Origin of the sequence: Microbacterium sp. NPDC090225 (assembly GCF_044772365.1) — a bacterium.
Lineage (GTDB): Bacteria > Actinomycetota > Actinomycetes > Actinomycetales > Microbacteriaceae > Microbacterium.
In genome coordinates, this window is record NZ_JBIVYS010000001.1 from 2156702 (window position 1) to 2181795 (window position 25094).

At 69.6% G+C, this 25094-nt stretch carries 29 protein-coding genes; 11 read left to right on the forward strand and 18 right to left on the reverse strand.

The genetic code is table 11. The features are described from left to right. Window positions 1-60 precede the first annotated feature (60 nt). Both ACIQTT_RS10270 and ACIQTT_RS10275 read right to left on the reverse strand, forming a co-directional pair. On the reverse strand, window positions 61-1461 hold the full coding sequence (locus ACIQTT_RS10270) for a hypothetical protein (protein WP_402789179.1): 1401 nt from the start codon (window positions 1459-1461) through the stop codon (window positions 61-63). Between the two features lie 94 nt (window positions 1462-1555). Then, window positions 1556-2245 (reverse strand): GntR family transcriptional regulator, encoded by a 690-nt coding sequence (locus tag ACIQTT_RS10275; protein WP_402789182.1) that lies wholly within the window; start codon window positions 2243-2245, stop codon window positions 1556-1558. A gap of 303 nt (window positions 2246-2548) precedes the next feature. Here ACIQTT_RS10275 and ACIQTT_RS10280 point away from each other — a divergent pair, with 303 nt between their 5' ends. Beyond that, window positions 2549-4018 carry a leucine-rich repeat domain-containing protein gene (locus ACIQTT_RS10280; RefSeq protein ID WP_402789185.1) on the forward strand — a complete coding sequence of 490 codons (1470 nt, stop codon included), beginning with the start codon at window positions 2549-2551 and terminating at the stop codon, window positions 4016-4018. A gap of 38 nt (window positions 4019-4056) precedes the next feature. Here ACIQTT_RS10280 and ACIQTT_RS10285 read toward each other — a convergent pair whose 3' ends face one another. Beyond that, entirely contained in the window at window positions 4057-4383 is a 327-nt protein-coding gene (locus tag ACIQTT_RS10285; protein WP_402789188.1) for a hypothetical protein, read from the reverse strand. A gap of 216 nt (window positions 4384-4599) precedes the next feature. Here ACIQTT_RS10285 and ACIQTT_RS10290 point away from each other — a divergent pair, with 216 nt between their 5' ends. Next, window positions 4600-4950, forward strand: a complete 351-nt coding sequence (locus tag ACIQTT_RS10290; protein ID WP_402789191.1) for a nuclear transport factor 2 family protein — start codon at window positions 4600-4602, stop codon at window positions 4948-4950. Window positions 4951-5003: 53 nt separating this feature from the next. On the opposite strand, the gene ACIQTT_RS10295 is transcribed toward ACIQTT_RS10290, so the two are convergent. Continuing rightward, entirely contained in the window at window positions 5004-5564 is a 561-nt protein-coding gene (locus ACIQTT_RS10295; RefSeq protein ID WP_402789193.1) for a TetR/AcrR family transcriptional regulator, read from the reverse strand. A gap of 51 nt (window positions 5565-5615) precedes the next feature. Here ACIQTT_RS10295 and ACIQTT_RS10300 point away from each other — a divergent pair, with 51 nt between their 5' ends. Continuing rightward, on the forward strand, window positions 5616-5936 hold the full coding sequence (locus ACIQTT_RS10300) for a DUF952 domain-containing protein (RefSeq protein WP_402789195.1): 321 nt from the start codon (window positions 5616-5618) through the stop codon (window positions 5934-5936). Window positions 5937-5952: 16 nt separating this feature from the next. Here ACIQTT_RS10300 and trxA read toward each other — a convergent pair whose 3' ends face one another. The 3 genes from trxA to ACIQTT_RS10315 all read right to left on the reverse strand — a co-directional run bounded on the left by trxA (window position 5953) and on the right by ACIQTT_RS10315 (window position 7922). Next, window positions 5953-6324, reverse strand: a complete 372-nt coding sequence (gene trxA / locus ACIQTT_RS10305; RefSeq protein ID WP_247623998.1) for a thioredoxin — start codon at window positions 6322-6324, stop codon at window positions 5953-5955. Window positions 6325-6360: 36 nt separating this feature from the next. Next, window positions 6361-7683, reverse strand: a complete 1323-nt coding sequence (gene nhaA / locus ACIQTT_RS10310; RefSeq protein WP_402789198.1) for a Na+/H+ antiporter NhaA — start codon at window positions 7681-7683, stop codon at window positions 6361-6363. 62 nt (window positions 7684-7745) lie between these two features. Continuing rightward, on the reverse strand, window positions 7746-7922 hold the full coding sequence (locus tag ACIQTT_RS10315) for a hypothetical protein (RefSeq protein ID WP_402789200.1): 177 nt from the start codon (window positions 7920-7922) through the stop codon (window positions 7746-7748). Between the two features lie 90 nt (window positions 7923-8012). On the opposite strand from ACIQTT_RS10315, the gene ACIQTT_RS10320 reads away from it, so the two are divergent. After that, entirely contained in the window at window positions 8013-9461 is a 1449-nt protein-coding gene (locus ACIQTT_RS10320) for an HNH endonuclease (RefSeq protein WP_402789202.1), read from the forward strand. A 119-nt stretch (window positions 9462-9580) separates the two neighbouring features. Here the strand turns inward: ACIQTT_RS10320 and ACIQTT_RS10325 are convergent, their stop codons facing one another. Genes ACIQTT_RS10325 through ACIQTT_RS10340 form a run of 4 tightly spaced genes read right to left on the reverse strand, consistent with a single transcriptional unit; the run spans window position 9581 to window position 13374 of the window. Next, window positions 9581-10288 carry a response regulator gene (locus ACIQTT_RS10325; RefSeq protein ID WP_402789204.1) on the reverse strand — a complete coding sequence of 236 codons (708 nt, stop codon included), beginning with the start codon at window positions 10286-10288 and terminating at the stop codon, window positions 9581-9583. Further along, entirely contained in the window at window positions 10285-11637 is a 1353-nt protein-coding gene (locus tag ACIQTT_RS10330) for a sensor histidine kinase (RefSeq protein ID WP_402789207.1), read from the reverse strand. The genes ACIQTT_RS10325 and ACIQTT_RS10330 overlap by 4 nt, the downstream gene beginning before the upstream one ends. A gap of 10 nt (window positions 11638-11647) precedes the next feature. Further along, window positions 11648-12466 (reverse strand): ABC transporter permease, encoded by an 819-nt coding sequence (locus ACIQTT_RS10335; RefSeq protein WP_402789210.1) that lies wholly within the window; start codon window positions 12464-12466, stop codon window positions 11648-11650. After that, a complete protein-coding gene (locus ACIQTT_RS10340) occupies window positions 12463-13374 on the reverse strand; it encodes an ABC transporter ATP-binding protein (RefSeq protein WP_402789213.1) in 912 nt (303 codons plus the stop codon). Before ACIQTT_RS10340 ends, ACIQTT_RS10335 begins: the two co-directional genes overlap by 4 nt. 195 nt (window positions 13375-13569) lie before the next feature. Here ACIQTT_RS10340 and ACIQTT_RS10345 point away from each other — a divergent pair, with 195 nt between their 5' ends. From ACIQTT_RS10345 to ACIQTT_RS10360, 4 genes are all read left to right on the forward strand, one after another. After that, complete coding sequence (locus ACIQTT_RS10345; protein ID WP_402789216.1) at window positions 13570-13782, forward strand: hypothetical protein; 213 nt, start codon at window positions 13570-13572, stop codon at window positions 13780-13782. A 188-nt stretch (window positions 13783-13970) separates the two neighbouring features. Further along, complete coding sequence (locus ACIQTT_RS10350; RefSeq protein WP_402791164.1) at window positions 13971-14609, forward strand: RNA polymerase sigma factor; 639 nt, start codon at window positions 13971-13973, stop codon at window positions 14607-14609. Then, complete coding sequence (locus ACIQTT_RS10355) at window positions 14606-15592, forward strand: hypothetical protein (protein ID WP_402789219.1); 987 nt, start codon at window positions 14606-14608, stop codon at window positions 15590-15592. The genes ACIQTT_RS10350 and ACIQTT_RS10355 overlap by 4 nt, the downstream gene beginning before the upstream one ends. Window positions 15593-15629: 37 nt before the next feature. After that, window positions 15630-17204 (forward strand): hypothetical protein, encoded by a 1575-nt coding sequence (locus ACIQTT_RS10360; RefSeq protein ID WP_402789222.1) that lies wholly within the window; start codon window positions 15630-15632, stop codon window positions 17202-17204. A gap of 150 nt (window positions 17205-17354) precedes the next feature. On the opposite strand, the gene ACIQTT_RS10365 is transcribed toward ACIQTT_RS10360, so the two are convergent. From ACIQTT_RS10365 to ACIQTT_RS10390, 6 genes are all read right to left on the reverse strand, one after another. Further along, window positions 17355-18119, reverse strand: coding sequence for a hypothetical protein (locus ACIQTT_RS10365; RefSeq protein ID WP_402789225.1), 765 nt, complete (start codon window positions 18117-18119; stop codon window positions 17355-17357). Then, window positions 18116-18766: a hypothetical protein gene (locus tag ACIQTT_RS10370; protein ID WP_402789228.1), complete on the reverse strand. Its 651-nt coding sequence runs from the start codon at window positions 18764-18766 to the stop codon at window positions 18116-18118. The genes ACIQTT_RS10365 and ACIQTT_RS10370 overlap by 4 nt, the downstream gene beginning before the upstream one ends. A gap of 65 nt (window positions 18767-18831) precedes the next feature. Next, a complete protein-coding gene (locus ACIQTT_RS10375; protein WP_402789231.1) occupies window positions 18832-19821 on the reverse strand; it encodes an aldo/keto reductase in 990 nt (329 codons plus the stop codon). 45 nt (window positions 19822-19866) lie between these two features. Further along, window positions 19867-20664, reverse strand: a complete 798-nt coding sequence (locus tag ACIQTT_RS10380; RefSeq protein ID WP_402789234.1) for a siderophore-interacting protein — start codon at window positions 20662-20664, stop codon at window positions 19867-19869. A gap of 74 nt (window positions 20665-20738) precedes the next feature. After that, window positions 20739-21377, reverse strand: a complete 639-nt coding sequence (locus ACIQTT_RS10385) for an NAD(P)-binding oxidoreductase (protein WP_402789237.1) — start codon at window positions 21375-21377, stop codon at window positions 20739-20741. After that, window positions 21374-22132, reverse strand: a complete 759-nt coding sequence (locus ACIQTT_RS10390) for an SDR family NAD(P)-dependent oxidoreductase (protein WP_402789240.1) — start codon at window positions 22130-22132, stop codon at window positions 21374-21376. The genes ACIQTT_RS10385 and ACIQTT_RS10390 overlap by 4 nt, the downstream gene beginning before the upstream one ends. An 87-nt stretch (window positions 22133-22219) precedes the next feature. Here ACIQTT_RS10390 and ACIQTT_RS10395 point away from each other — a divergent pair, with 87 nt between their 5' ends. Next, window positions 22220-22777, forward strand: a complete 558-nt coding sequence (locus ACIQTT_RS10395; protein ID WP_402789243.1) for a TetR family transcriptional regulator — start codon at window positions 22220-22222, stop codon at window positions 22775-22777. A 56-nt stretch (window positions 22778-22833) separates the two neighbouring features. Here the strand turns inward: ACIQTT_RS10395 and ACIQTT_RS10400 are convergent, their stop codons facing one another. Further along, window positions 22834-23634, reverse strand: a complete 801-nt coding sequence (locus ACIQTT_RS10400) for an SDR family NAD(P)-dependent oxidoreductase (protein WP_402789245.1) — start codon at window positions 23632-23634, stop codon at window positions 22834-22836. An 85-nt stretch (window positions 23635-23719) separates the two neighbouring features. Between ACIQTT_RS10400 and ACIQTT_RS10405 the strand changes: the two genes are divergently transcribed. Beyond that, window positions 23720-24205 carry a MarR family winged helix-turn-helix transcriptional regulator gene (locus tag ACIQTT_RS10405; protein ID WP_402789248.1) on the forward strand — a complete coding sequence of 162 codons (486 nt, stop codon included), beginning with the start codon at window positions 23720-23722 and terminating at the stop codon, window positions 24203-24205. Between the two features lie 93 nt (window positions 24206-24298). After that, the gene (locus ACIQTT_RS10410) at window positions 24299-24610 is read left to right on the forward strand and encodes a hypothetical protein (protein WP_402789251.1); all 312 of its coding nucleotides are present in this window, start codon (window positions 24299-24301) and stop codon (window positions 24608-24610) included. Window positions 24611-25094 lie beyond the last annotated feature (484 nt).

Sequence of the window (25094 nt, forward strand, 5' to 3'; positions counted from 1 at the left end):
GTCTTCACTCCGAGCATGTCGCGCGTCATCGGATGCTCCTGCATCCACTCCCGGGGAGCCTCAGCGGTGGGTTCGAGGCTCGGTTCGGCGGTGCCGCGCGAGGAGCGCTCCCGCGGCGAGGAGCAGACCGGCGGCGGCGAGACCGACGGTCGAGGGTGCACTTCCACTCTCGGCGAGCTCGGGGATCACGGGGCCCGCAGCGTTCCCGCCCGTGCCGGGTCGCGTGCCGGGCTGCGGGGCCGGAGCGGCCACGACGGGCGTGGTGACGGCATCCTCGACCGCGTCCGTCTCGCCCGAGCTCGCCCGGCCGGTGTTCACGACCTGGCCGGTGGCGAGGTCGGCGTCGGTCACCCGGTGCGTCGCCACGAGCTCGCACGTCGCACCGACCTCCAACCGCTCGCACGAGGCGCTCTGGCCCGTGAGCGGGTCATCGACCGTGACGGTGGTGAGTGCGGTCTCGCCCGTGTTGGTCGCCGTGAGCGAGTAACTCAGGGTGTCGCCGACGGTCACCGTCCCCGAGCCGTCGGCGTCGTCGTTGCCGGTGAGGTCCTTCATGAACGTCAGCGCTGCGACGGAGCACGCGCCCGAATCCTGGCGCGAGGTCGCACCGTAGAGGGGGAGTTCGGTGGTGGCGACGACGGAGGTCGCGAGCGGCGCTTCGGATGCCGTGGTCGGGATGCCGTCGAGTACGAGGATCTCGCCGGTCGATGCCGCCAGGTACACGCGCCCGCCCGAGAGCGCCGCACCGAACGACAGCGGCACCTCGCCGACGACCGTGCTGGTGCCGGCGGCGAAGTCGAACAGTACGAGGAACCCGCGCCCAGCGCCGTCATGGGCGAGGCCGAGGATCAGACCGTTGTCGAGGGTGAGGAAGTCCCCGCCCGAGGCGAGGTACGTCTCGCCGTCGGCCAGCGTCGGGAAACTCACCGGGGCATCGGTGAGGCGTGCGGTCACCGGGTCGAGGAACCAGATGCTCGTGTACAGATACCCCGCCGCGAGGAGCCGGCCGTCAGTGGTGGCGGAGAGCGAGTTGAGCCAGTTGTCCTCGAAGGGGGCACTGCCATCGTCGAACAGGATCTCGCCGACGTCCGTCGAGACGCCCGTCGCCGCATCGATCGTGAAGAGGTGCTGCGGGTCCGTCCAGTCGACCCCGTAGAGTACGGTCTCGTCGGCGTTCCAGGCGATGTCGCCGAACGAGCGGTCGAGCGCGACGCTCGCCTCGAGCGCGAGGGCGCCGGTCACGGCATCCGCGCCGTAGCGCTGCAGCGCGAGCGGATCTTCGCCACTGTTCACGTAGACGTCGGCGGGCACGCACGTCCCGGGGGCCACCGCGAGCGGAACCTCCGCGGCCTGCGCCGGCCCCGCTGCCGCTCCCACTGCCAGGGTGAGCGCGAACACCCCGCCGAGGGCTGCGAGAGCCCACCCTCGTGCACCACGAATCCTGCGCGTCGAAACCGTCATCCCGTGAATCCCCTCATCGCTTTCGCGGTCTTCCCCGCGCACACTCTAGCGATGGCGAGAGGTCGAAGAAGAGTGATGGCCGTCGTCGCGGTGGCTACTCCGTCTGCTTCCACTCCGCCGGCGCCCACGCTCTGGTCGGCAGTGGAAGTCGGTGCATCTCCTCGAACGCGAGTTCGGCGAGCACGTTGTCGCCGGCGATGAAGCCCTCGCGCACCTTGGCCCACGTGGCATCGAGCAACTCCCAATTGGGAGTGCGGATGCCCAACGCCGCCCGGTAGCGGAAAGTGAGCGGAACGAGCGATGCGCGCGCGATCCTGACCAACGTCGGGTTCGGGCAGTGGTCGATGAGGGCCTCGTACACGTCGAGCGCGGCGTCGAGGTGAGCCCCGGCATCTTGCGCTCTGACGGCTGTCGAGGCGATCTCCGTCTGAGCGATCAGACGCTCTCGGGCTTCATCGGTCAACGCGGGGACGGTCACGCGCATGACACCGCCCATGATGGCGCCGAGCGCTTGCACGCTGTCCTCCACCTCGCCGGGTTCGGGCTGCACGACCCGCGTTCGACTCTGTGCGTGGATCTCGACCAGACCCTCGATCTGCAGGGCAAGGAGAGCATCGCGGATAGGAGTTCGCGAGAGTCCGAGCCACGCCTGCAGCTCTTTGTCATCGAGGGCCTCCCCCGGCTTGAGGGTGCCGTCGAGGATGGCGTTGCGGATGCGATCGTGAGCCTCGTCGCGGTACAAACGCCGCTCGGGTTTCGGACCGGCTGACCGGGGCACGGGCATGGTGCACCTCCGAGATGAAGATTAGCCCACTAGTACATCTATGTGCGAGCGGACGAAGGCTCCCGGGATGGGGTGAAGGCCGCGGCCCCCGAGCGGCCGCGTGGGGAATGGGGAGTCGCCTTCACCCCGGAGGCCGGAGAGCGGGGTGCTTCCGACACAAGAACCGTACATTGATATTTTAATATTTGCAATATTGATGTATCATTTTCGTGATGAGTGGGGGTCGCCTCGTCAACGATCGCTTCCATGCGGCCCGGAATCTTGGGGACGCACATGACGGAGAACTCGCATCGGAATGGCGCAATGGCCTGGGGAGCTGTCGCGCTCTCACTTTCGCTCGTGATAGGCGGCGCGGCAGCGCCGGCGGTCGCCGCCGACGCGACCTTCGCCGACCCGAACCTGACGGCGTGCGTGAACGGCGCACTCGGGCAGGGAGCAACCGATCCGATCACCGACACGCAGGCGTCCTCGATCTCAACGCTGTCGTGCATCGGCGCGGGCATCACCGACCTGGACGGCATCCGACAGCTGACCAGCCTCCAGTACCTCGACCTCAACGGAAACGATCTCGTGAACATCGGCGAGCTCGGCCTCGTCACGACACTGGTGCAGCTCAACCTCTCCGGCACGGGGATCGACGACCTCTCGGCACTGTCTCCCCTCACCTCTCTGTCGACGTTGCTGCTCACCGGCAACCGGATCACCGACCTGTCCCCGCTCGCCCCCCTCACGAACCTGTCGTTCCTCGATCTCGCGAGCAACCAGATCACCGACGTGACCGCGCTTGCCGGCCTCACCTCGCTCGAGCGCCTCCACCTGCACTTCAACCGCATCTCGGATGTCACGGCCCTCGCAGGGCTCTCATCGATGAGGTACCTGCTCCTGGTGAGCAATCGGATCGCCGACGTCTCGTCGCTCTCCGGCATCGCCGGATCGCTGGACGCGCCCGACCAGTACATCGACGCGGGCCGCCAGTCCGTCGCGCTTCCCGCGGTCACCGCAGGATCGACGCAGCCCTCCCCCGTTCGCGGGTTCGACGCTGGCATCGCCCCCGTCGCCCATGTCTTCGGTCCGGCGACCGTCGCGAGCGACGGACGCTCCTGGACTTTCACCGCGGCCGGTACGAGCGCCTTCTCCTGGACGGCCGCCGACCCCGGCACCGGTGCAGGGATGCTGACCTTCTCCGGCGACATCCTGCAGGAGTCCTCCGTCGACACCACGCCGTCGACGCTCGTCGACGACAGCGCGATCACCGCGATGGGGGCTGCCGTGGACGTCCACCCCCTCGACAACGACGTTGCGGAGGGCGAGCCCGCGCTCGATCCGACGACACTTCATCTTCGCGACTCGTCCGGCGCCACCACCGATATCGTGACCACGCCGCAGGGCGTGTTCGTCCTGAACGACGGCACCATCACCTTCACCCCGTCCGCAGGCTTCGCCGGCGACGTCGATCCCGTCGAGTACGAGGTGACGAACGTGAACGGCGTCGTTTCGTCGGCCTCCATCCACATCCGTGTCATTCCTGCCGACGACGGGGCAGGCGACGGCGGCAACGGTGGAGGTGAAGGTGGAGGTGGAGTCGCCGAGGGTAGCGAACCTCCCGCTGCCGGCGGCACGAGCGCTCAGGCCGGCCGTGCGACCAACCTCGCCGCCACGGGATCCGATGCGCCGGTCACCCTGGCGCTCGTCGGCCTCGGCATCCTCCTGATCGGTGCGACACTCCTGCCGCTCTCGCGGCTTCGCCGTCATCGAGAGGACGACGCGGCCTGAGTGGCCGGGTCAGTCCCGCGGAATCGGATGCCGGGCGTTCAGACCCCCGGCATCCGATGGCGCCGCGACGGGCGGCGACGACGCACGTCGAGCACGAGACCACCCATCACGGCGAGCAGCAGTACCGCGCTCAGGCCGCCGATGGCGAGATGTGCGGGCGTCAGCCCGGTACTGTCGCTCACCTCGGTGTGTGGCGAGGGCGTCTCGCCCGTCAGGGCTCGATCGGTGGCGACATGCGTGAAGGCGGATGCCGCGGCTGCGGGTTCGGCGGGCGCGACGAATATCGGTCCTGCGGCGAGCGCAGCCGCCAGGGTAAGGATCGAAAGGGTGCGCGAAAGGCGCGCGCGAACGCGAGTGTTCCCCACCGGGGTTCTCCTTCATGGCTTCGGGTAAAGCCGGACGGATACCGGGCGTACATCCCCCATCACCTCGACTCCGCCCGAGGAGTGGAGAGGCAGCGTAACTCTAGCCGATCCGGTGATGCGGTCGGCGTCGTCATCGCGCCGAGGCACCTGTTCTTTCGCGAGACGTCACCTCCGCATCCTCTTGCGACGGCATGCGTCGCACCTTACGCTCGCGACATGTCGAGCAGCGCCGTCGAGGTCGTCCAGGAGTTCATGCGGGCATTCCGCGAGCAGGATCGTGCGGCGGCGGAGCGCATCATGGCAGATGACTTCGTGTTCACCAGCCCTCAGGACGACCACATCGACAAGGCGACCTGGCTGGAGCGGTGCTTCCCGACCGCCGGACACTTCAGCTCACCGGCGCAGACCCTCCAGATCATCCCGATCGATGGTCTCGTGCTGCACCGTTACGAATATGCCGTCGAAGGCATACTGTGGCGCAACGTCGAGTCGCTCGAGGTACGCGACGGCCGCGTGCACGCCGTCGAGGTGTACTTCGGCGGGGCCATCGGGCACGCCGGCGGGTGATCGCGGGTCGCGTGCGCGGGATGTGATGGCGGGGACGCCCCGAGCGCCCGTCGTCAGAGCCCGAGAGCGGTGAGCGTGCGGTCGACGTGCGATGAGATCGTCGCGGTCGACGGTGCCGCATCGAGCCCGAGCAGGCGCCGGCGGTGCAGTTCGCCGAGCAGCGCGGAGAAGAGGAGGTCGGCGGGGACGACGGCATCCGGCGGCAGGTACTCGCCGAGGAATCGCTGCGCCCGACCCGGCCCCTCGTCGTTGAACTCCGCGGCGAGCGTCGCGTCGGCTCCTGCCGCGCCGATCAGCGCGCGATGGACGGCGATCGCATCGTCGGCCAGGAGGTGGCTCACCACGGCGACGGATGCTTCGCGCACCCCGCCCACCGACCGCCATGCCACATCGGGATAGGCGTGCTGTCGGCGCACCGCTGCGCGCATCAGTCCGAGCCGGTCACCGTACTCGGTGTAGAGAGTGCGCTTGGCGACGTGCGCGTCGGCGGCGATGCGGTCGAAGGTCACGGCGTCGTACCCTTCCGACGCGAGGAGCGAGACGACGAGCTCGACGATCCGCTCGTGACGTTGGAGCCTCTCGGCGGCCGAGGGGCGTCCGCGCTTTCCTGTCATGGGAGTAGCCTAGCGTTTAATGCAACGGTTGGGTTTCATTAAGGAGGAGCATTGGGCAATCACATCCATCACATCGCCATCCAGGACGACTGGGAGATGAGTCGCGGATTCGGTGAGTACGTCGTCTCGACGCGCGGGACGCATCTCGACGACGTGGGATTCATCCACGCGACCACGGCCGATCGAGTGACGGAGGTGGTCGCGCGACGGTTCGGCGATCTCCGCCTTCCACTCCTCGACATCGAGATCGACGTCGAAGCGCTCGAGGTACAGGGCGTGCGGGTCGAATGGGTCGACGGCGCACCCCGCATCCTGGGCGAGTTGCCGATGTCGATCGAGGTGATCGTCGCCGAGACCCCGATCGTGCGGTGAGGGATGCGCCTCGCGACTACTCGGCCGCCGCCTCCGCCTCGGCGATCTGAGCGCGAACGGCGTCCATGTCGAGGGCACGCACCTGGCCGATGAGGTTCTCGAGAGCCGGGGCGGGCAGGGCGCCGGCCTGCGAGAAGACCAGGATGTTGTCGCGGAAAGCCATCAGCGTCGGGATCGAGACGATGCCCGCGGCGCGCGAGAGGTCCTGGTTGGCCTCGGTGTCGACCTTCGCGAAGGTGATGTCGGGGTGCTGCTCCGACGCCCCCTCGAAGATCGGGCCGAACATGCGGCAGGGGCCGCACCACTCCGCCCAGAAGTCGACGAGCACGATGCCGTCCTTCTCGACCGTCTGCGCGAAGTCCGCACTACTGAGCGCTGTCGTTGCCATGAGGATGTCCTTTTCGTCGGGTGGCTTCCGACCAGCCTACGGATGCTCCGGCGCGCGGGGGCCGTCGGCGTCCGCTCGACCGCCTGCGGCATCCAGCTCCGCACGCGCACGAGAGTTCCGAACGGCCAGCACCGCACCGCCGACGACTGCGGCCAGGAACGACCCGAGCAGCACACCGATCTTGACGTGCTCGTCGGCGACCGACGACGAGCCGTACGCGAGTTCGCCGACGAGCAGCGAGACGGTGAATCCGATACCCGCGAGGAACGACATCCCGGCGAGGTCGGGCCACCGCAGCGACACGTCGAGACGGAGCGCGGGGATGCGGCTCAGCAGGAACGTCGTGATGAGGATGCCGACGGGCTTGCCGACGACGAGGCCGACGATGATGCCGATCGTGATCGGGTCGCGCAGGGCGGAGGTGAGCCCCGCCCAGCCGCCGATGTGCACGCCTGCCGCGAAGAAGGCGAACACGGGCACCGCGAAGAGCGTCGCGACGACTCCCCATCGGTCGGCGAAGTGCGCGGCCATGCCGTTGTACTCCGGCTCGCCCGAGGGGATCTTGCCGGGATCGCCGGCGACGACCACTCGGGCGCGCTCGGTCGGCAGCACCGGCACGACGAAGCCCAGCAGCACACCCGCCACTGTGGCGTGCACACCGGCCGCATGCACGAGCGCCCACACGGCGACGGCGAGGGGCAGCAGGATCCACCAGGCGCGGATTCCCTTCTGCACGGCCAGAGCGAAGCCTGCGAGGGGAAGGATGGCGAGCACGAGCAGCGGCAGACTGATGCTCTCGGTGTAGAAGGTGGCGATGATCGTGATCGCGATGAGGTCGTCGACGATGGCCAGCGTGAGCAGGAAGACGCGGAGAGCCGGCGGCAGGAACTTTCCGACCACGGCGATCACCGCGACCGCGAAGGCGATGTCGGTCGCGGTGGGGATGGCCCAACCGCGCAGCACTTCCGCACCGCTCGACGCGTTGACGATCACGAAGAACAGCGCGGGAACCGCGACGCCTCCGACCGCGGCAGCGATCGGGAGTGCCGCTCGCCGGGGGTCGCGCAGCCTGCCCGCGACGAACTCCTCCTTCAGCTCGAGACCGACGACGAAGAAGAAGATCGCCAGCAGACCGTCGGCGGCCCAGGCGCCGACGCTCAGATCGAGATGGAGCTCGGGGATGCCGAAGGTGAAGTCGCGGACCCCCTCGTACCAGGGCGCGGCCGGCGAGTTCGCGAGCACGACAGCGACGACGGTTGCGGCGAGCAGCAGCGCGCCGCCGAGGACGTCGCTGCGCGCGGTCGAGCGGATGCCGCGCCACAGCTCGTGCGGGGCGAGACGAAGACGGGAAGAAGACATGGGAGTACCTCGAGAAGTGGGGATGGTCGACGAAACGCTCGGCCGCCCCGGTGAGGCGCGGCCTAGGGTCGACGGGGTGGCGGGCAGCCGGCGATCTCGCCGTGCGAGATCGTTCCCCAGACGCTGGTCCACCCGTTGGTGCCGGGGTGCATCACGACACGCATCCACTCCCCCATCGGGGTCGCCGACGCCAGGCGGCGCGGAGCGCGCGTCGAACCGGCGACGAGGAGGGAGGGCATGGGGCCAGGGTATCGGTCGGGCCTGAGCGATACCCGGTTCGCGGTACGTGAATGCTTGATTGATTCGAACATATGTACTACACTCAGAGCATGACATCGGATGCCGCGACTCCTCTCGACAGGGTCGAGCGCGGTCGTCTGCTCGATGCATGGGTGGACGTGCGGCGGCGGATCGCGCAGCTCGAGGCGCAGGCTGCGGCGTTGCTGAGCGAGCGGATCGGTGAGCACGATGCCGAGGTCGCGGAGCATCCGTACCACCGCGATGCGATCTACCGGTCGATGATCGCGGAGTACTCGGCGGCGGGGCGCCTGTCGCGCGGCTCGGTGGAGTTCGCGTTCGCCGACGCGCTCGCCCTGCAGGCCATGCCCACGCTCACCGCAGCGTTCGGGGCGGGGCGAGTGACGGCCGCGCATGTGCGCGAGATGGTGCGGGCGGCGTCGGTGGTGCGTGAGGCGGTGCGCAACGGTCGGGTGGATGCCGCGGTGCTGGGCCTCTACGAGACCGCGGTGCTCGTGGTCGCCGAGGCCGACTCTCCCGCCCGCACACGCGCGCACGCCCGGCAGGTCGCCGCGGCCCTAGCCGGCGAGACGCTGCTCGAACGGCACCGACGTGCAGCCTCCGAACGCAGTGTCTCCGTGCGCTCGCTCGACGACGGGCTCGCACTGCTCACCGCGGTACTGCCCGAGACGCTCGCCGTGGCGATTCAAGACCGCATCACGCGCATGGCACGAGAGGTGATCCGGGCCCGCGGTGACGCTCCCTCACCGATGTTCCTCGACGGCGAAGACCCGGAAGACGTGATCCTGCCCGAACACATCGACCCCGAGGACCCTCTCGCCGGCGTCATCTTCGGAGAGGACTCCACCTTCACCACCGACCCGCTCGCCGGCGATCCGCTCGCATCCCCGGCGGCTCCCGAGAGCATCGGCGTTGCTGGCAATACCGTTGCTGATGACGAGCGGACCATCGATCAGGTCCGGGCCGACCTGTTCAGCGACCTCCTGCTCGCAGCCTCCCCCAGCCCCGCGCTCGGCAACGACCTCGCCGGGATCCAAGCGCGCATCCAGGTGACGATCGCCGCGACCACCCTCGCCGGTATCGACGACCAGCCCGCCGAACTCGACGGCTACGGCCCCCTCGACCCCACCATCGCCCGCACCCTCGCCGGCCGCAACAACGGCTGGAGCCGGCTCTTCCTCGACCCCGGCGGCATGGTCACTGAAACCGACACCTACACCCCTACCGAGGGCATGCGCCGGCACCTCCGCGCGCGGGATCAGCACTGCCGCTTCCCCGGATGCCGGATGCCCGTCCACCGGTGCGAGATCGACCACAACCACGACCACGCCAAGGGCGGCAGAACCAGGATCGACAACCTCGCCCACTTCTGTACGAGTCACCACCAACTCAAACACCCCGACATCGACCCCGACCACCGCTGGACCGCGCGCTCCAGACCCGACGGCACCATCGAATGGACCAGCCCTCTCGGCCGCATCCATTCGGACCGCGCTCCGCGACGGGTCATGTTCGTCTGACGCGTGCTGCGCGCCGTGTCACCCCGTCATTCCCAGCTGCGCCTCGTCGACGTCGCACGTCTCGTCGACGTCGCACGTCCAATCGACGTCGCGGGGCGTCAATCCGCCGCGACTCTCGATCAGTCGCCGACGACGAGCCCGGCTCGGTGCGCGAGGATCACGGCGTGGATCCGGTCGCGAGCGCCAAGCTTGGCGAGCACTCGACCGACATGCGTCTTGACCGTCGACTCCGTGACGAAGAGGCTGTCACCGATCTCGGCATTGCTGAGACCGCGGGCGAGTGCCAGGAAGACATCGCGCTCTCGGTCGGTGAGCGACGCGAGAAGAGATGCGGCCGCATCTGTCGCGTTGACGGAAGGCTCCGCCGCCGAGGCGGGCGCGGCGGACGAAGCACCCCATGTCTGAGTCACGTGCTGCAGCAGCATCCGCGTGATCCGTGGCGACAGGGCCGCGTCGCCGCGATGCACCGCGCGCAGCGCCGAGAGCAACTCGTGCCGCTGCACGTCCTTGAGCAGGAATCCGCTCGCTCCCGCCCTGATCGCGCCGAACGCGTACTCGTCGAGGTCGAAGGTCGTCAGCACGAGAACGCGGGTCTGCGGATGCCGCTGCACGATCTGCTCGGTCGCGGCGATGCCGTCGAGGCCGGGCATCCGAATGTCCATGAGCACGAGGTCGGGTTGCAGCGCCGCCGCCTGCGCGATCGCCACCTCGCCGTCGCCTGCCTCGCCGACCACCTCGATGTCTTCCTCGGCCTCCAGCACCATTCGGAAGCCGAGGCGGATGAGCTGCTGATCATCGACCAGCAGCACCCTGATCTTCTCGGTCATGCTTCCTCCCCCGCAGTGTTCGGAGCCGTGCGCACTTCATCGAGAGGCAGTTCGGCCCGCAACATCCATCGTCCTCCGTCGGCGGACCCATGCGCGATCGTCCCCCGCACGTGCGCGACGCGCTCGTCGAGGCCGCGCAGTCCGAAGCCGGCGGATCCGCCGGTGCCGGTCACCCCGCCCGAGCCCGCCACCCCGCCCGAGCCCGCCACCGCACCCGCACCCGCACCCGCACCCGCACCAACCACCCCATCGTTCGAGATCTCGATCCGCACAGCGTCGACGGCATGCACGACACGCACAGCGATCATGCTCGCCCCGGGCGCGTGCCGCATGGCGTTCGTGACACCCTCCTGCACGATGCGCGACACCGCGTGCGCGACGACCGCAGGGAGGGGCGAGGGAGTCCCGACCGTGGCGAGAGTGGCCGGATACCCGGCGCGCTGCGCCGCGGCCACCGTCTCCTCGGGCGCCGGAGCCGAGAGCGGAGCCAACGGCAGAGGACTCGCGTCTTCGCGCAGCACCCCCAGCATCGCCCGCATCTCGGTGAGCGCCCCGCGCGCGGTCTCGGCGGTCGCGGTCGCCGCCGCCCGCGCCTGCTCCTGATCGGGGGTCGCGGCCGCCCCCTCCGACAGCGCGACGATCACGGTGAGCGAGTGCGAGACGATGTCGTGCATCTCGCGGGCGATGCGCGCCCGCTCGGCTGCCGCCGCGAGCTGCGCCTGCTGGTCGCGCTCGACGAGCAACTGCCGCGACCGGTCGATGACGGCCGCGAGGTAGCGCTTGCGTCCCCCGACGTTCACGCCGATCAGGGTGCCGATGAGTCCCAAAACGAGCACGTTGATGACCGGATTGATCGCCACCTGGAACGTGATCGCGCCCGAGAAGCTCAGCAGCCCGGCCAGCACCGCCAAAGCGCCCACGCCGATCCCGAACCCGGTCCAGGCGGCGCGCGCCGAGACGTAGACGGCGAGCGAGTAGCTGGTGACGAGGGCGAGCGGCGTGCCGCCGGGGAGGGTGCCGAAGAGGAACAGCACCTCGACTGCGAACGAAGCGATGAAGGGGAGCAGCGGCAACCGCCGACGCCACATCAGCGTCGCGCACGCGAAAACCACCGACACCGGCACGAGAACCGCGAGGATCTGCCCGATCGGCGAGGGGAGCGACGGATCGATCCGATTGGCCGGCGTGAGCGACAGGAACAGGCAGATCAGGGTGATCAGCACGTCCGCGACGCGCGGATGCCGCGCCCAGAAGCGCCGGAACACCCCGGGCGGACGCGGCAGCCGCAGCTCCTCGTCGTCCCGGACAGAGGCCCGGACCGAGGCGCTGCGGCTGCGCGTCGTGATCACTCGCCAGACTCTACGCGTCGCGGGTGCGCAGCACGGCCCACGCGGTGAGCAACGTCGCCACGACCCAGGCGCCGAGCGTCAGGTACGCGACGGGGGTCTCGAGCGGTCCGCCAGAGAGGATGAGGCTCTGCGCGGCCGCGGAGGGCAAGTACATCCCGGCATCCGACACCCACTTCCAGGCCTCGCCGGCGATCGAGAACATGCTCGCGACGATCGGCAGCACGAACAGCAGCCCGACGGTCGCGGCGATCGCCCCGGCGCCCGAGCGCAGGATGAAGCCGAAGGCGACACCGATGAGCGCGAACACGGCCATCGACAGCGACGCCGTGAGGATCGGCCCGAACGACAGGTCGAAGTCCGACCAGTCGATGCTCTGGTCGCGACCGGCCACGACGGCCGACACGGCAGCCGCTGTGATGCCGAAGATGATCAGCGACGACACGAAGAGGAATATCGCGAGCACGACCGACTTGGCGGCCAGCACCGAGCCGCGGCCCGGGTTGGCGGTGAGCGTCGACCGGATCATGCCCGTCGAGTACTCACCGGTGACGGCGATCGCACCGAGGATGCCGGCGAGCAGCATCGTGAACTGGATCGGCGAGACGACCGCCTGGATCGGATCGAAGCCGGGCATGTCGACGGCCGAGGCGAAGAGCACCGCGATGCCGATGGTGAGCGCCGCGGCGATCGCGATCGACCACCAGGTGGAGCGCACGGTGGTGAGCTTGATCCACTCGCCGCGCAGCGCGCGTACGAAGGTCAGGCGGTAACGGCGATCGACCTGGTGCGGCACGGCGGCGCGGGGCTGGGTGAGGGCCGGGGCGGTCATGCGATCTCCTTCGTCCGGTACTCGACGGCCTCGCCGGTGAGCGCGAGGTACGCGTCCTCCAGCGATCCGGTGGTCGGGGTGAGTTCATGCAGGGCGACGCCGCGCTCGGCGGCGAGGTCGCCGATGCGCGAGGCGGGCAGACCCGTGATGTCGAACAGGTCGGGAGCGGTGCTCACGATCTCGACGTCCGGTCCCGCGACGAGCTGCGCGAGCGCGGCACCGTGCGGGGTGCGCACGCGCACGCGGTTCGTGGTCCACGCCCGCACGAGGTCTTCGAGCGGAGCATCCGCCAGCACCTTGCCGCGCCCCATCACGATGACGTGATCGGCGGTCTGCGCCATCTCGCTCATCAGGTGGCTAGAGAGAAGCACGGTGCGCCCCTCGGATGCCGCGTGACGCACGAACTGGCGCACCCAGCGCACACCCTCGGGGTCGAGGCCGTTGACCGGCTCGTCGAGGATGAGCGTGTGCGGGTCGCCGAGCAGCGCCGACGCGATGCCGAGGCGCTGACCCATTCCGAGCGAGAACTTGCCGGCGCGCTTGCGGGCGACCGATCCGATGCCGGCGAGGTCGATGACCTCGTCCACACGGGACGCGGGGATGCCGTGGGTCGCCGCCATCGCACGCAGGTGGTTGCGGGCGGTGCGGCCGGTGTGCACGGCCTTCGCGTCGAGCAGTACACCCACCTCGGTCAGCGGTGCCCGCAGCTTGCGGTACTCGCGGCCGCCGACGGTCGTGCGGCCCGACGTGGGGCGGTCGAGGCCGACGATCATCCGCATCGTCGTCGACTTGCCCGCGCCATTGGGGCCGAGGAAGCCCGTGACGGTTCCGGGCTTGATCGTGAACGACACGTCGTCGACGGCCGTCTTGTCTCCGAACCTCTTCGTGAGGCCTTCTGCTGTGATCATGTGCTCCACGCTACGAGCGGCGGCGACCCCAGCGCATCCGCCGCAGGTACCGTCTTGCGGATGACGGGCGTACGACCTGCGGAGGATGCCGTGGCACCCTCCCGCCGCGCCTGTCAGGAATCCGTCACTCGTGCAAAGAGCGCGGCGCGAGAGCGCACGACCCGCGCGATAGCGTCGCTCGCGGAGAGGGAGACCGTGCAAAGACTCGTGTGGGTGATGCTGCTGGTGCTGGGTCTCGCGGCGGTGGCGACCGCCGTGGTCGTGCGGCTGTGGACCCTCCGGCATCCGCTGATCGACGCCGAACCGGTGCCCACCCTGCTGGTCGCCGTCTTCTTCCTCGGCCTCGCGATCGTCGTCGTCGCGACGATCGGAAACGTCGTGCTCACGGCGATCGATCGGCGCGCATGACCCCGAAGAGAAGTGTGTAAGGAATCGTCCGTTCGAGCCAAAGAGCGGATGCCGCGACTCCGCGCCCCCGTTCGATACTGAGGGTCGGGGGGCCGGCTCGTGCGCCCCGTCGAGGGGCTGACACGGGGCGCACGAGTGCTTCCTCCCGGTACCGTGAGGGAGCAGGGAAGAGACGGAGCGGGGTGGCGATGCGTCTGCGGTCGGACCCTCGCGCGCGCCTGAGCGTCGTGCTCGCCGAGGTCGACGGTCGGATCGCGCACGAGCGTGCGCACGCCCTTCGCACGGGCGCGACAGGAACGACCGGCGTACCCGGCGCACCCGGCGCACCGGCACCGCGGAGCAAGGCCGTCGCCTTCCGCATCCTGTTCGACGAGCACCTGCCCCGGGTGCGGCGCCATCTCTCGTGCTTCCTCGACGACCGCAGCGAGGTCGAGGAGATCGCCGCCGACGTCTTCGTGGTGGCGTGGAAGAAGCTCCGACCCGAGAACCCGATGGGCATCGCCTGGCTGCTCCGCACGGCCGACAACAAGCTGCGCGATGCCGCGCGACGCGATCGGTCGAAGCGCCGGGCGATCGACGCGCTCACCCGTGGTCTGCAGGACACCTCCGACGCGCTGCATCCGCTCGAGGCCCTCGCCCTGCGAGAGGCGATCGTCACGCTGAGTGCGCGCGAACGCCAGGTCGTCGTTCTCACCTATTGGGACGAGCTCAGCGCCGGGGAGGTGGCGCAGGTGCTCCGGTGCAGCGCGGCCGCGGTCTGGACGACGCTCACCCGGGCGCGCGCCAAACTGCGCCGGCAGCTCGAAGCGAAAGAGGTCGACGCATGACCCTCACCGACGACCGGCTCGACGAGCTCTTCGCGCTCGCGCACCCCTCGCCCGCCCGCGACACCGCGCTACGCGCTCAGGACATCGCGCTGCGGGAGCGGATCATCCGCGGCGACGTCGCCCCGCGGCCCGCGCCGCACCGGCGTGGTTTCTGGGCCGCGGGTCTGACGACGGCGGTCGCGAGCTGCGCGATCATCGCGCTCATCGCCGTGAACGTGCTCGCCCCTGACCAGCGGGCGGTCGCCCTCACCCCTCCGCCCCTCGTCTATACGGATGCCGAGCCGCTCGACGCCGTGGTCGCCGATGCGCACGCGGCGCTCGCGGACGGTGACGGCCCGGCCCAGGCACCGCACGTGGAGGTCGTGACGTGGGGCTGGAGCATCGACATGTCGGAGAAGAACATCGAGGTGATCCCCCAGGACATCACGATGGACTGGACGCTCGACGAGGGCGGTGTCACGACGATCGTCGCCGGCGAACCCTACTGGGAAGACGGCGAGCGACCCGCCGGCCTCGGCGAGAGCCCGTACGAGCCGGGCGAGTTGATCGACCGCGTCACGATGACGCCCGAGCAGTTCAACATCCCACCCGCCACGGCCGCCCTCGACGGATCGAGTCGCGACGAGCTGGAGGCCGCGGTGGCCCCGTACCTGAGCGGCGACCCGGATCCGACGTCGGGAGAGATCGCGACGGGCATCGTCTCGCTGCTGTGGCAGTGGACCCTCACCGACGAGCAGCACGCGACCCTCCTCGACATGCTCGTCGACGCCGGCGGCGTGACGGTTCTCGGCCGGACGACCGATCGGCTCGGCCGCGACGTCGTGGGCCTCGAAGTCACCGCACCGCTCAACTCCCTCTACCGGATCACCGTCCTCGTTTCACGCGACACCGGGCGCATCGTCGGCACCGAAGACGAGCTCACCGAGCCCCTCGACTTCATCCCCGCGGGCGTGACCGGGTACACGCTCTGGGACGAGGGGTAGCGCGCGCCGGCAGGCACGCCGTTAGCCTGGTGGGGTTATGAGCGATACGCGAGCGATCGACGAGGCCCCTCTCTACTCCGCCGAGTTCCTGATGACGGCGCTGCCCGACTTCCTCGAAGAGGTCTGGCGTCGGGACTCGCGGCGGCCCGACGACCTTCTCGCCGCGGTCTCCGCGGTGGGCCTGATGGTCGACGACGACGCCCGTGTCGCCGCGGTACGGCCGGCTGCACCTTTTCGGTTCCGGCTCGCGGAGGCGGGAGAGGCGACGCTCGAACGCAAGCTGAGGGCCGCCGTCACGAAGCGCCTGGGCAAGGCATCGGGCGACGACCGCGCCTGGAACATCGGCCGCTTCCGTGCCGGACTGATCGCCTCGGCGACGCGCGTGGAGGTGCGACTGTTCGCCGTGTACGCGGTGACCGAGATGCGTGCGGCGGCGGTCGACTGGCTCGAGGGAACGGATGCCGAGGACTGGGCGCTCCGTCACCGCTTCATCGATGGTCGGTCGCCGTCGGAGCAGGCGGCCGACGCCTCGCGTGAGCACTTCGTGCCCCGCTCGTATTTCGACCTCGACGACGAGGAGAGCCCGCGCGTCACGCTTCTCCTCCCCTCCACCACGCGTGCGCCCGGCTCCCGTGCCGGCGATGATGCGGGTCGTCTCGCCGACATCGAGAGCTACGTCGCGGAGGCGCTCGGCCCCGCCACGGAGGAGGGGCGATGGTCGCGCGGCGTCCGCGAGTTCACCCTTCGACCCGGCGCCCCGACGAGTCGACGCCCCTACATCGATGCCGCGTTCGCCACGGCGGGCCCGGCGGCGCCGGTGGGCACGGCAACCCCGGCGACGAGCGACACAACCCCGGCGACCGCGCCGGAGGCACTGCGACCGAAAGCGCCGGAGTACTCCCCCGACCACCTGCTGACCGCGATCCCCGCCCTGATCGACGATCTCTGGCGACGGGAATCGCGCGACGCCGACGCGATCCTCGCGGCTTTCGAGGCGAACGGCCTGGCCGGCGACGACGTGCGACCGGAACTCGCGGAGCGGCATCCGTACGTCCATCTCGTCTTCACCGCCGAACCGGATGCCGGGTTCGAGCGGCGTCTGCGCGCCGCGGTCACGAAGCGGGTCGGCAAGCCGTCCGGCACTGACAAGCACTGGAACCTCGGGCACCTCACCGCCGCGGTCACCGCCACGAACCGCAGTCTCGGCCTGAGCCTGTCGCCGGAGTACTCGGCGACAGAGCTGCGCGACGCCGCGGCCGACTGGCTCCAGGGCGCGGAGGCCACCGCCTGGGCGACTCGCCACCGCTACCTCGACGATCGCTCCCCGCTCGACAGGGCCGCGGACTCGCCGCCGCGCTTCTTCCCCTCGGCGGTGCGTGTGCACCTCGACGCGTCGCCCGGCCCGCGCGCAACGTTCTTCATGGCGGCGGGCACGCGCGCGCCGGGCACCCGGCCGGACGATGACGACGCGCGCTTGGCGTCGGTGGAGCAGTACCTGACGGAGGCGCTGGGACCGACCGAGGGTCCCGGACGCTGGGTGCGCGAGAACCGCGTCTTCACGATCCGCCGCATGCGCAGCCGCACCCGATCGATCGAGTTCAGAACGCTCTGAGCGGCGGTCGTCCTGCTCGGCGGATAAATGTGACGCAGGTACCAACCGGGTCCCTGAGCCTGTCGAAGGGTCCCAGCCGTTACAGGACCCCACACACGACTGGGTCCCTGAGCCTGTCGAAGGGCCCCACCCCGACACACTCCGTCGCCTCTACCGATCGGCGAAGACCTCGATGCGATCGCCGCGCATGATCAGTTCGAGACCCGTGCCGTCGCCGAACCGGTCGCGCAGCTCCTGCGGCTGAGACGGGCTGACCTCGAAGCGCAACGTGGCGGGGAAGGAGCCGGCCTCGCATGCCCACCCGGCTATCTGGAAGCCCCCGGAATCGTTCAACAGTTCGGTCGTGTCGATGGCGACGATGCAGCTCGCATCCGACTCATCCGTCGGCAGCCATTCCAGCCCCCGAACGATGGTGAGACCGGCGAACTCCTCGAACAGCGCGAAGTCCGGGCCGGTCTCGCCGAAGGACTCCGGCCACGAGGCATCCGGGTCGACCGCGATCTCGGCCACCAAACGCGGGTCGGCCGAGCGCACGGCCACCGCGATGGCCGCCGATCCGAACGCGGCGAGCGCGATGCACGCCGCCCCGAGCCACAGCCAGGGTGCCGACGGTCGCGGCGTGAAGAGGGTGCGCAGGCGGGAGGGCGACGGATGCTCGGGCTCCGCGCTCGCGTCATCGGCGCGCGGCGGTGCGTCTATGTCCTCAGGAGCGGCAGGGGGAGCAGCGGGGGGAGGAACCACGGCGACCTCCGCCACCGGCGATGGCTCGACGGCCCGCTGCGGCATCACCCCAACCGGCACGGCATCCGCCTCCAGCGCCCGCAATCGGGCGAGTGCTGCAGGATCGCCGTCGATGTCGGCGTCCCGTCCGTACGCCCGCGCGCGCAGCGCTCGGAGCTCGTCGTCATCGCTCACACGTCATCCTCGCCTCCGAACACGACGACCGAATCGGCACGCGATCGAGCGGCGTGCAGCGACACAGCGGCCAGAGCGCCCGTGGCGATCGTGCGGGTCAGGTCGGCGACGTTGATCACGACGAAGATCGCGTTCATGTCGTCGACCGCTCCCGACAGCATGAAGTACCCCATGAGGCCGGCAAGCACGACCGCGGCGAGCGCGATCGCGGGCACCGACCGCCACGGCGCCGCGAGCGTGCTGCGCAGGAGCCCCGACACGGCCACTCCCCCGAGGACGAGCTTCACGAGAGCGTCGGCGAACATCGGCACGGCATTGGAGTCACCGAACATCAGAAGCAGCAGCGGCGGTCCCACGACGACCCATATCGCGAGGATGACGAGCGCTATAGAGACCGACCGGCGGGCGCGCACGGCCCAGGGATGCACCGACAACGCCACCGCTGCGCAGATAAGCGCGGCGGTGAAGGCGACGGTGACGATCCCGTTCGTCGCCTGGAGCACGGTACCGCTGAGGTTTCCGGGCATGGAGCGGAACGCCGCCGTGAGCGTCGCGAGGATGAACAGGGCGCTCGAGGCCGCCCACCAGGGCTCCCACCGGGCCGGTGCTCGATGCACGGCGATCTGCGAAGCATCCGACTCCGTCATCGGGTATCACCGTCCTTGGTCACGTCACCCTCGAGGGGATCTGTCGAGAGTACCGATCCGCCGTCTCAGAACCCTTCGGCCTCGCGGGGCGTGTAGGCGCTTTCGAGCGCGTCGATCTCGGCGGGTTCGAGGCGGATGCCGGCGGCCGCCACCGCGTCGTCGATGTGGGCCGCGCGGGTGGCGCCGACGATCGGCGCGGTGACCGCCGACTGCTGCGGGACCCAGGCGAGCGCGATCTGCGCGCGGGAGACGCCCCGATCGGATGCCACGCGGGCGACGGCCTCGACGATCGCTCGGTTGGACTCCTCCTCGCGGTGATAGAGCGTCGCGCCGAAGGCATCCTTGGCGGTGCGGTTCGTCGTCTCGTCCCAGTCGCGGGTCAGCCGACCGCGCGCGAGCGGCGACCACGGCAGCACTCCGACGCCGGAGTCGAGGCAGAACGGATGCATCTCGCGCTCCTCCTCGCGCTGCAGCAGGTTGTACTGGTCCTGCATCGACACGAACGAGGTCCATCCGTTCTGCACCGCGACGTGCTGCGCCTTCGCGAACTGCCACGCCCACATCGACGAGGCGCCGATGTACCGCGCCTTGCCCGAGCGCACGATGTCGTGCAGCGCCTCCATCGTCTCCTCGATCGGCACCTCGGGGTCCCACCGGTGGATCTGGTACAGGTCGACGTAGTCGGTGCCGAGGCGCCGCAGGCTCGCGTCGATGCCCGAGAGGATGTGTGCGCGGCTGAGGCCGGCCTGATTCGCGCCGGGGCCCATGCGCCCGTGCACCTTGGTGGCGAGCACGATCTCGTCGCGGCGGGCGAAGTCACCGAGCGCGCGGCCGACGAACTCCTCGCTCGTGCCGTCGGAGTAGACATCGGCGGTGTCGAAGGTCGTGATCCCGGCTTCAAGGGCCTGGCGGATGAGGGGGCGACTCGACTCCTCGTCGAGCGACCAGCCGTGCGCGCCGCGATCCGGGGCGCCGAAGCTCATGCATCCGAGCACGACGGGCGAGATGCGCAGCCCCGATCGCCCGAGTCGCACGTGGTCACCGGGCTCGATCATGAGGTTCTTCCTTCTCGTGGGTGTGGACGGATGCCGGGACGGCGATTACTCGATCTGCCCGATCGGCTCGCGCTTCTCGGCCTGGAACTGGTCCTCGGCGCGACCCCGCGCCCAGTACGCCGAGATCGAGAGCGACTCGCGGGGCACCTCGCGCTGCTTCAGCAGTGCGCGCACCTCCTTGATCGTGCCGCGCTCCCCGTGCGCGAAGACCCCGGGAGTCCCGTCGGCCCAGGGCAGGTCGGCGAGGGCTGCGAGAAGTTCCTCGTCGGTCTCGGTCCAGCGCACGCTCACGCCCGCCGGCGCCGCGGGAAGCACGCGGTCCGACGGGTCGGAGACCGTCAGGAGCACGTGGCCGACGGCATCCGCATCCATCGCTTCGATCGCCGAGGAGATCGCCGGCAGCGCCGTGTGGTCGCCGACGAGAAGATGCCAGGGCATCGACGGCTCGGGCCGATACCCGCCGCCGGCACCGCTCACGACGAGGGTGTCGCCCGGCTGCGCCCGACGCGCCCACGGACCCGCGACGCCCTCGTCGCCGTGCACGACGAAGTCGATCACGAGCTTCTGCTCTACGGGATCGGCCGAGCGGACAGTGTAGGTGCGCCGCGTCGGGAGCTTCTCGGGGCTCTCCTCGCGCAGTTGCGCCAGGTCGTACGGCGGCACGAGGCCGTGGCGAGGATCGGCGAAGAGGATCTTCACGTACTTGTCGGAGTAGACGTTGTCGTTGAAGTCCGCATAGCCCTCGCCGCCGGCCGTGATGCGGATCAGATCGGGACTGATCTGTTCGACCTCCTGCACGGTGAGGACGGCCTGGGTGGGTGCCTTGCGAGGCTGGTCGGTCATCTACATCTCCCGGTGTGTCGAACGTTCCCTCCAGTCTGCCCGGGATGCGAGGGGTGAGGGGCGGGTGAGCGAGGTCAGATCGCCCGAGCGACGGCCTCGGAGATCGGATGCCGCCCCTCCACGAGCTCCCACGTGCGCCCGACCGCGTCGTCGTCGTCGATGACGGCGACGACGACGTGCGCGACGTCGTCCCGCGTCACCGCGCCGATGGGCAGCGTGCCGGTGGCGGCGAGTGCGACGCGCCCGGTCGCCGCGCGGTTCAGCAACTCGCCCGGCTGGAGGATGGTCCACTCCAGGCCGGATGCGCGCAGACCGTGCTCGGACGCCTCCTTCGCCCCGAAGTACGTGCTCCAGAACCCGCCGTAGTATTCCGCCGGGCGATCGCGACCGACCCCCATGCCGCTGATCAGCACGAACCGTCGCACTCCCGCGCGCTCCGCCGCCTCGATCACCCGGAGCGCTCCGTCGCGATCCACGCGGAGAGGATCTCCGGCAGCGGCGAACACGACGGCATCGACGCCCGTGAGCAGGGCGGCGAGTTCGGCGACCCCGGTGCGGGTGAGGTCGGCGCTCGCGGTCTGCACCTTCTCCTCGCGTCCGACGGTCGGCATCCGTCGTCCGATCGCGAGCACGTGCCGACCGTCGCCGGCGAGGCGGTCGACGATGCGACTGCCGGTCTGACCGGATGCCCCGAACACGGCGACCGTGCTCACAGCAGTACCCCGCCCGAGACCTCGAGCCGCTCGCCGGTGACCCAGCGCAGATCCGACGACACGAAGGCCGCGACCGCGTGCGCGATCTCGTCGGGCTCGCCGACGCGGCCGAGGGCGGTCTGCTGCCCGAGGCCGTGCCGCATCTCGGCGTTGTCGCGCATCGCGCCGCCGTTGAAGTCGGTGGCGGTCGGCCCGGGCGCGATCGTGTTGATGCGGATGCCGCGAGGGCCGAGTTCCGACGCGAGGCTGCGCGAGAGTGCTTCGATCGCCGCTTTCGACGCGGCGTACACGGCGGTGGCGGGGCTGACGTGACGGCTGAGCGAACTCGACAGGTTCACGATCCGCGCCCCGGGCGGCATGTGCGGGACGAGTGCCTGGATCAGCAGGAGCGGGCCGCGCACGTTCACCGCGAACGTGCGATCGACGTCGTCGGCGGTGATCCCCTCGAGCGGCGCGAAGAGCCCGATACCCGCGTTGTTCACGAGCACCTCGATCTTCGCGTCGGGCCACGCCTCGGATATCCCCGCGAGGAGCTCGTCGCGCGCGGCATCGATCGAGGCGGGATCGGCGACGTCGAGAGCGAGCGGAAGGGCTTCTCCCGCGTTCGCGACGATCGCATCGACGACCGGTTGAGCGGCCTCGAGACTCCGTGCGGCCACGACCACGCGGTACTCCCGCTCGGCGAGGGCGCGTGCCGTGGCCTGGCCGAGTCCGCGACCCGCGCCGGTCACGACGGCGATTCCTGATGTCGACATCTCATTCCTCCATAAGTAAATAACTACTTACTTGTAGGCTAGCCCTGGACCAGTAAGTGGGTCAAACGGCCCTGACCGGAGGTTCCGATGGCACGAGATTCCGAAGCCACAAGGGCACGCATCCTCGCAGCCGCGATCGAGGAGTTCGCGGAGCGGGGCCTCGCCGGCGCGCGGGTCGATCGCATCGCGCAGGCCGCGAGTAGCAACGTGCGCATGATCTATGCGTACTTCGGCGACAAGAGCGGCCTGTTCGATATCGCTTTGCGCACGGCGCTGCGCTCGCTCGCAGACGACGTGCCTCCGCGGCCGGACGACCTTCCGGGCTGGGCGGGAGACGTCTTCGACCACCATCGACGGCACCCCGACGTGTTGCGCCTGAGCATGTGGGCGCAGCTGGAACGCCCCGGCGCCACCAGCGAGCCGCTCGACACCTACGCCGACAAGGTCGACCTCGTCGAGGCGTCCGCCCCCGCTCCGTTCACGCCCGTCGACGCGCTCGTTCTGGTGTACGCGCTCGCGCAGGCGTGGTTCCTCTCGCCCGTCGGTCTCACGGCGATCGACGGCGATCCGAACGATGCTCAGCGCCTGGCTGCCCATCGGGTCGCCGTCGTCACCGCGGTGGAGCGGATGCTGCGTCCCGAGTAGCGCGAACCGCCCCCGGCGCTCGAGAGAGCGCGCGAAGGCGGGTCGAGGTTCGTGTGTCACAGCATCGCGGTGAGCACTCCCCCGTCGGCTCGAACCGCCGCACCGTTGGTCGCCGAGGCCAGGGGGCTCGCGAGGTACGTGACGAGGCTCGCGATCTCGGTCGGGTCGAGGAAGCGCTCGAGCAGCGTCGTGGCGTTCTGGCCGATGATCGCCTGCTTCATGGCGTCGGCCGGCAGCGACTGGGCCTCGGCCACCGCCGCCACGGTCGCGGCGACGCCGTCGGAGTACGTCGGTCCGCCGAGCACCGTGTTGACGGTGACCTCGGTGCCGCGCGTCAGCTTGGCGAGACCGTTGTTCAGGGCGATCATCGCCGCCTTGGTCACGCCGTAGTGCACCATGTCGGCGGGAACGTTCACACCGGACTCGCTGCTGATCGAGATGATGCGCCCCCACCTGCGCTCGAGCATGCCTCCGAGCACCTGTCGCGACAGGCGCACGGCGCTCATGACGTTCACGTCGAGGTAGCGCGACCAGTCGTCGTCGGAGGTCGCCGAGAAGTCGGCCAGACCGAACAGTCCGACGTTGTTGACGAGGATGTCGACGTCTCCGAGGTCGGCGAGGTCGGCGAGAAGGCGCGCGACCTCGTCGGGCTTCGCGAAGTCGGCGACGAGACCGGTCGGGTGGGATTCCGGATGCTCCGCCCCGAGCCGCGCGACGGCGCTGTCGAGGCGCTCGGCGTCGCGACCGTTGAGCGTCACCTGCACGCCTTCCGCAGCGAGCGCTGCGGCGATGGCGTAGCCGATCCCCTGGGTCGAGCCGCTGACGAATGCCTTCTTGCCTGCGAGTCGCAGATCCATGTTCGATGTCCTTTCACTTGCTTGAGCAAGTGACGCTACTGGTTTTCACTTGCTCAAGCAAGTCACTTCGGGATAGCCTGAGGCCATGCCGAAGACGAACGCCGATGCGGGACTGAGCACCGACGAGCTCGCGATCTGGGCCTCGCTCGCCACACTGCTCGAGCGCCTGCCCACCGCCCTCGACGCCCAGTTGCAGCGCGACAGCGGGCTCACACACTTCGAGCACGGCATCCTCTTCGCGTTGCACAGCGCACCCGAGCGCACCCTGCGGCTCAGCGTCCTCGCCGCCTACGCCAGCTGCACGCTGTCGCGCCTGTCGCGCGCGGTCTCCCGACTCGAGACGAAGGGGTGGGTGCGCCGCGAGATCGACCCGAGCGACGGACGCTTCACCCTCGGCATCCTCACCGACGCCGGCGCGCAGGTGGTCGTCCAGTCGACGCCCGCCCACCAGGCCCTCATTCGCCGCCTCGTGTTCGACACGCTCACGGATGCTCAGGCCCGACAGCTCGGCACGATCAGCCGCAAGGTCGCGGAAGGGATCGGTCCCGGGGGCGTGTGGAGCCCGGCGTAGGAAGACGCGGAGCTCTCACGTGACGCCGCCGAGGCGACCCCTGTTCGAAGACGCGCAGAAACTCTCCGACACGCTCATAGGCATGATGGGAGGATGCGCTCCGCAACAGCATGGGTTCTGATCGCGGCGATGACGATCGTCTCGTTGCTCATACTCGCACTGGTGGCGACGTTCCGGTTCGCGATTCCCCTCATCGACCCCGCGCCGCCCCCTCCCGACTACGGCGTGCAGGCTGCGGTGGCTTTCGTCACCATGGCGACAGCACTCGCGGGCGGGATCGGAGCAGGCTTCCATGCCTCTCGGCACTCCCGAGAACGCGCCGTGATCGTCGGCTGGGCGGGGGTCGCGCTGCTGATCGGCACGATTCTGGGCACAGTGCTGGCGTTCACGCTGAGCGCACGCTAGGCCCGCCGCCGAGGGCGTCGCCGCCGTCTTGGACGACGGTCTTCGAGGGAGAAGTTCGCACCCGACGAGAACGCCCCGTGGGAACGAAAAAGGCCCGGTTCCACAGGAACCGGGCCTTTCAACTCGCTGTGGTGCGTTTCGCTTACCTCTGACAGCCGCGCGATCCCGCGGCTCACTGCTTCAGCCTCAGCGCCCCTTTTCTCTCGCCTTCTTCGGCCTTTTCTCCTCGACCCCAGCGCGGTTTTCTCTACCTCTGCCTGAGCCCCCGGAAACATTCGGTTCCGCTGGTTGTCGCACTTCCGACAGGCGTGACCGCGAGCGACGATGATGTCGTCTTTCGGCATGATGGATCCTGAACGATTCCAGGGGGCACAGTGAGCACATCCGACGCGACAAAGAACGAGGCCGCGTTGAGCAGTCTCGGTCAGTCGAACTGGTTCGTGGGGATTTCTGGTTCGACGTCTCCTCGCAGCTGAAGAACAAG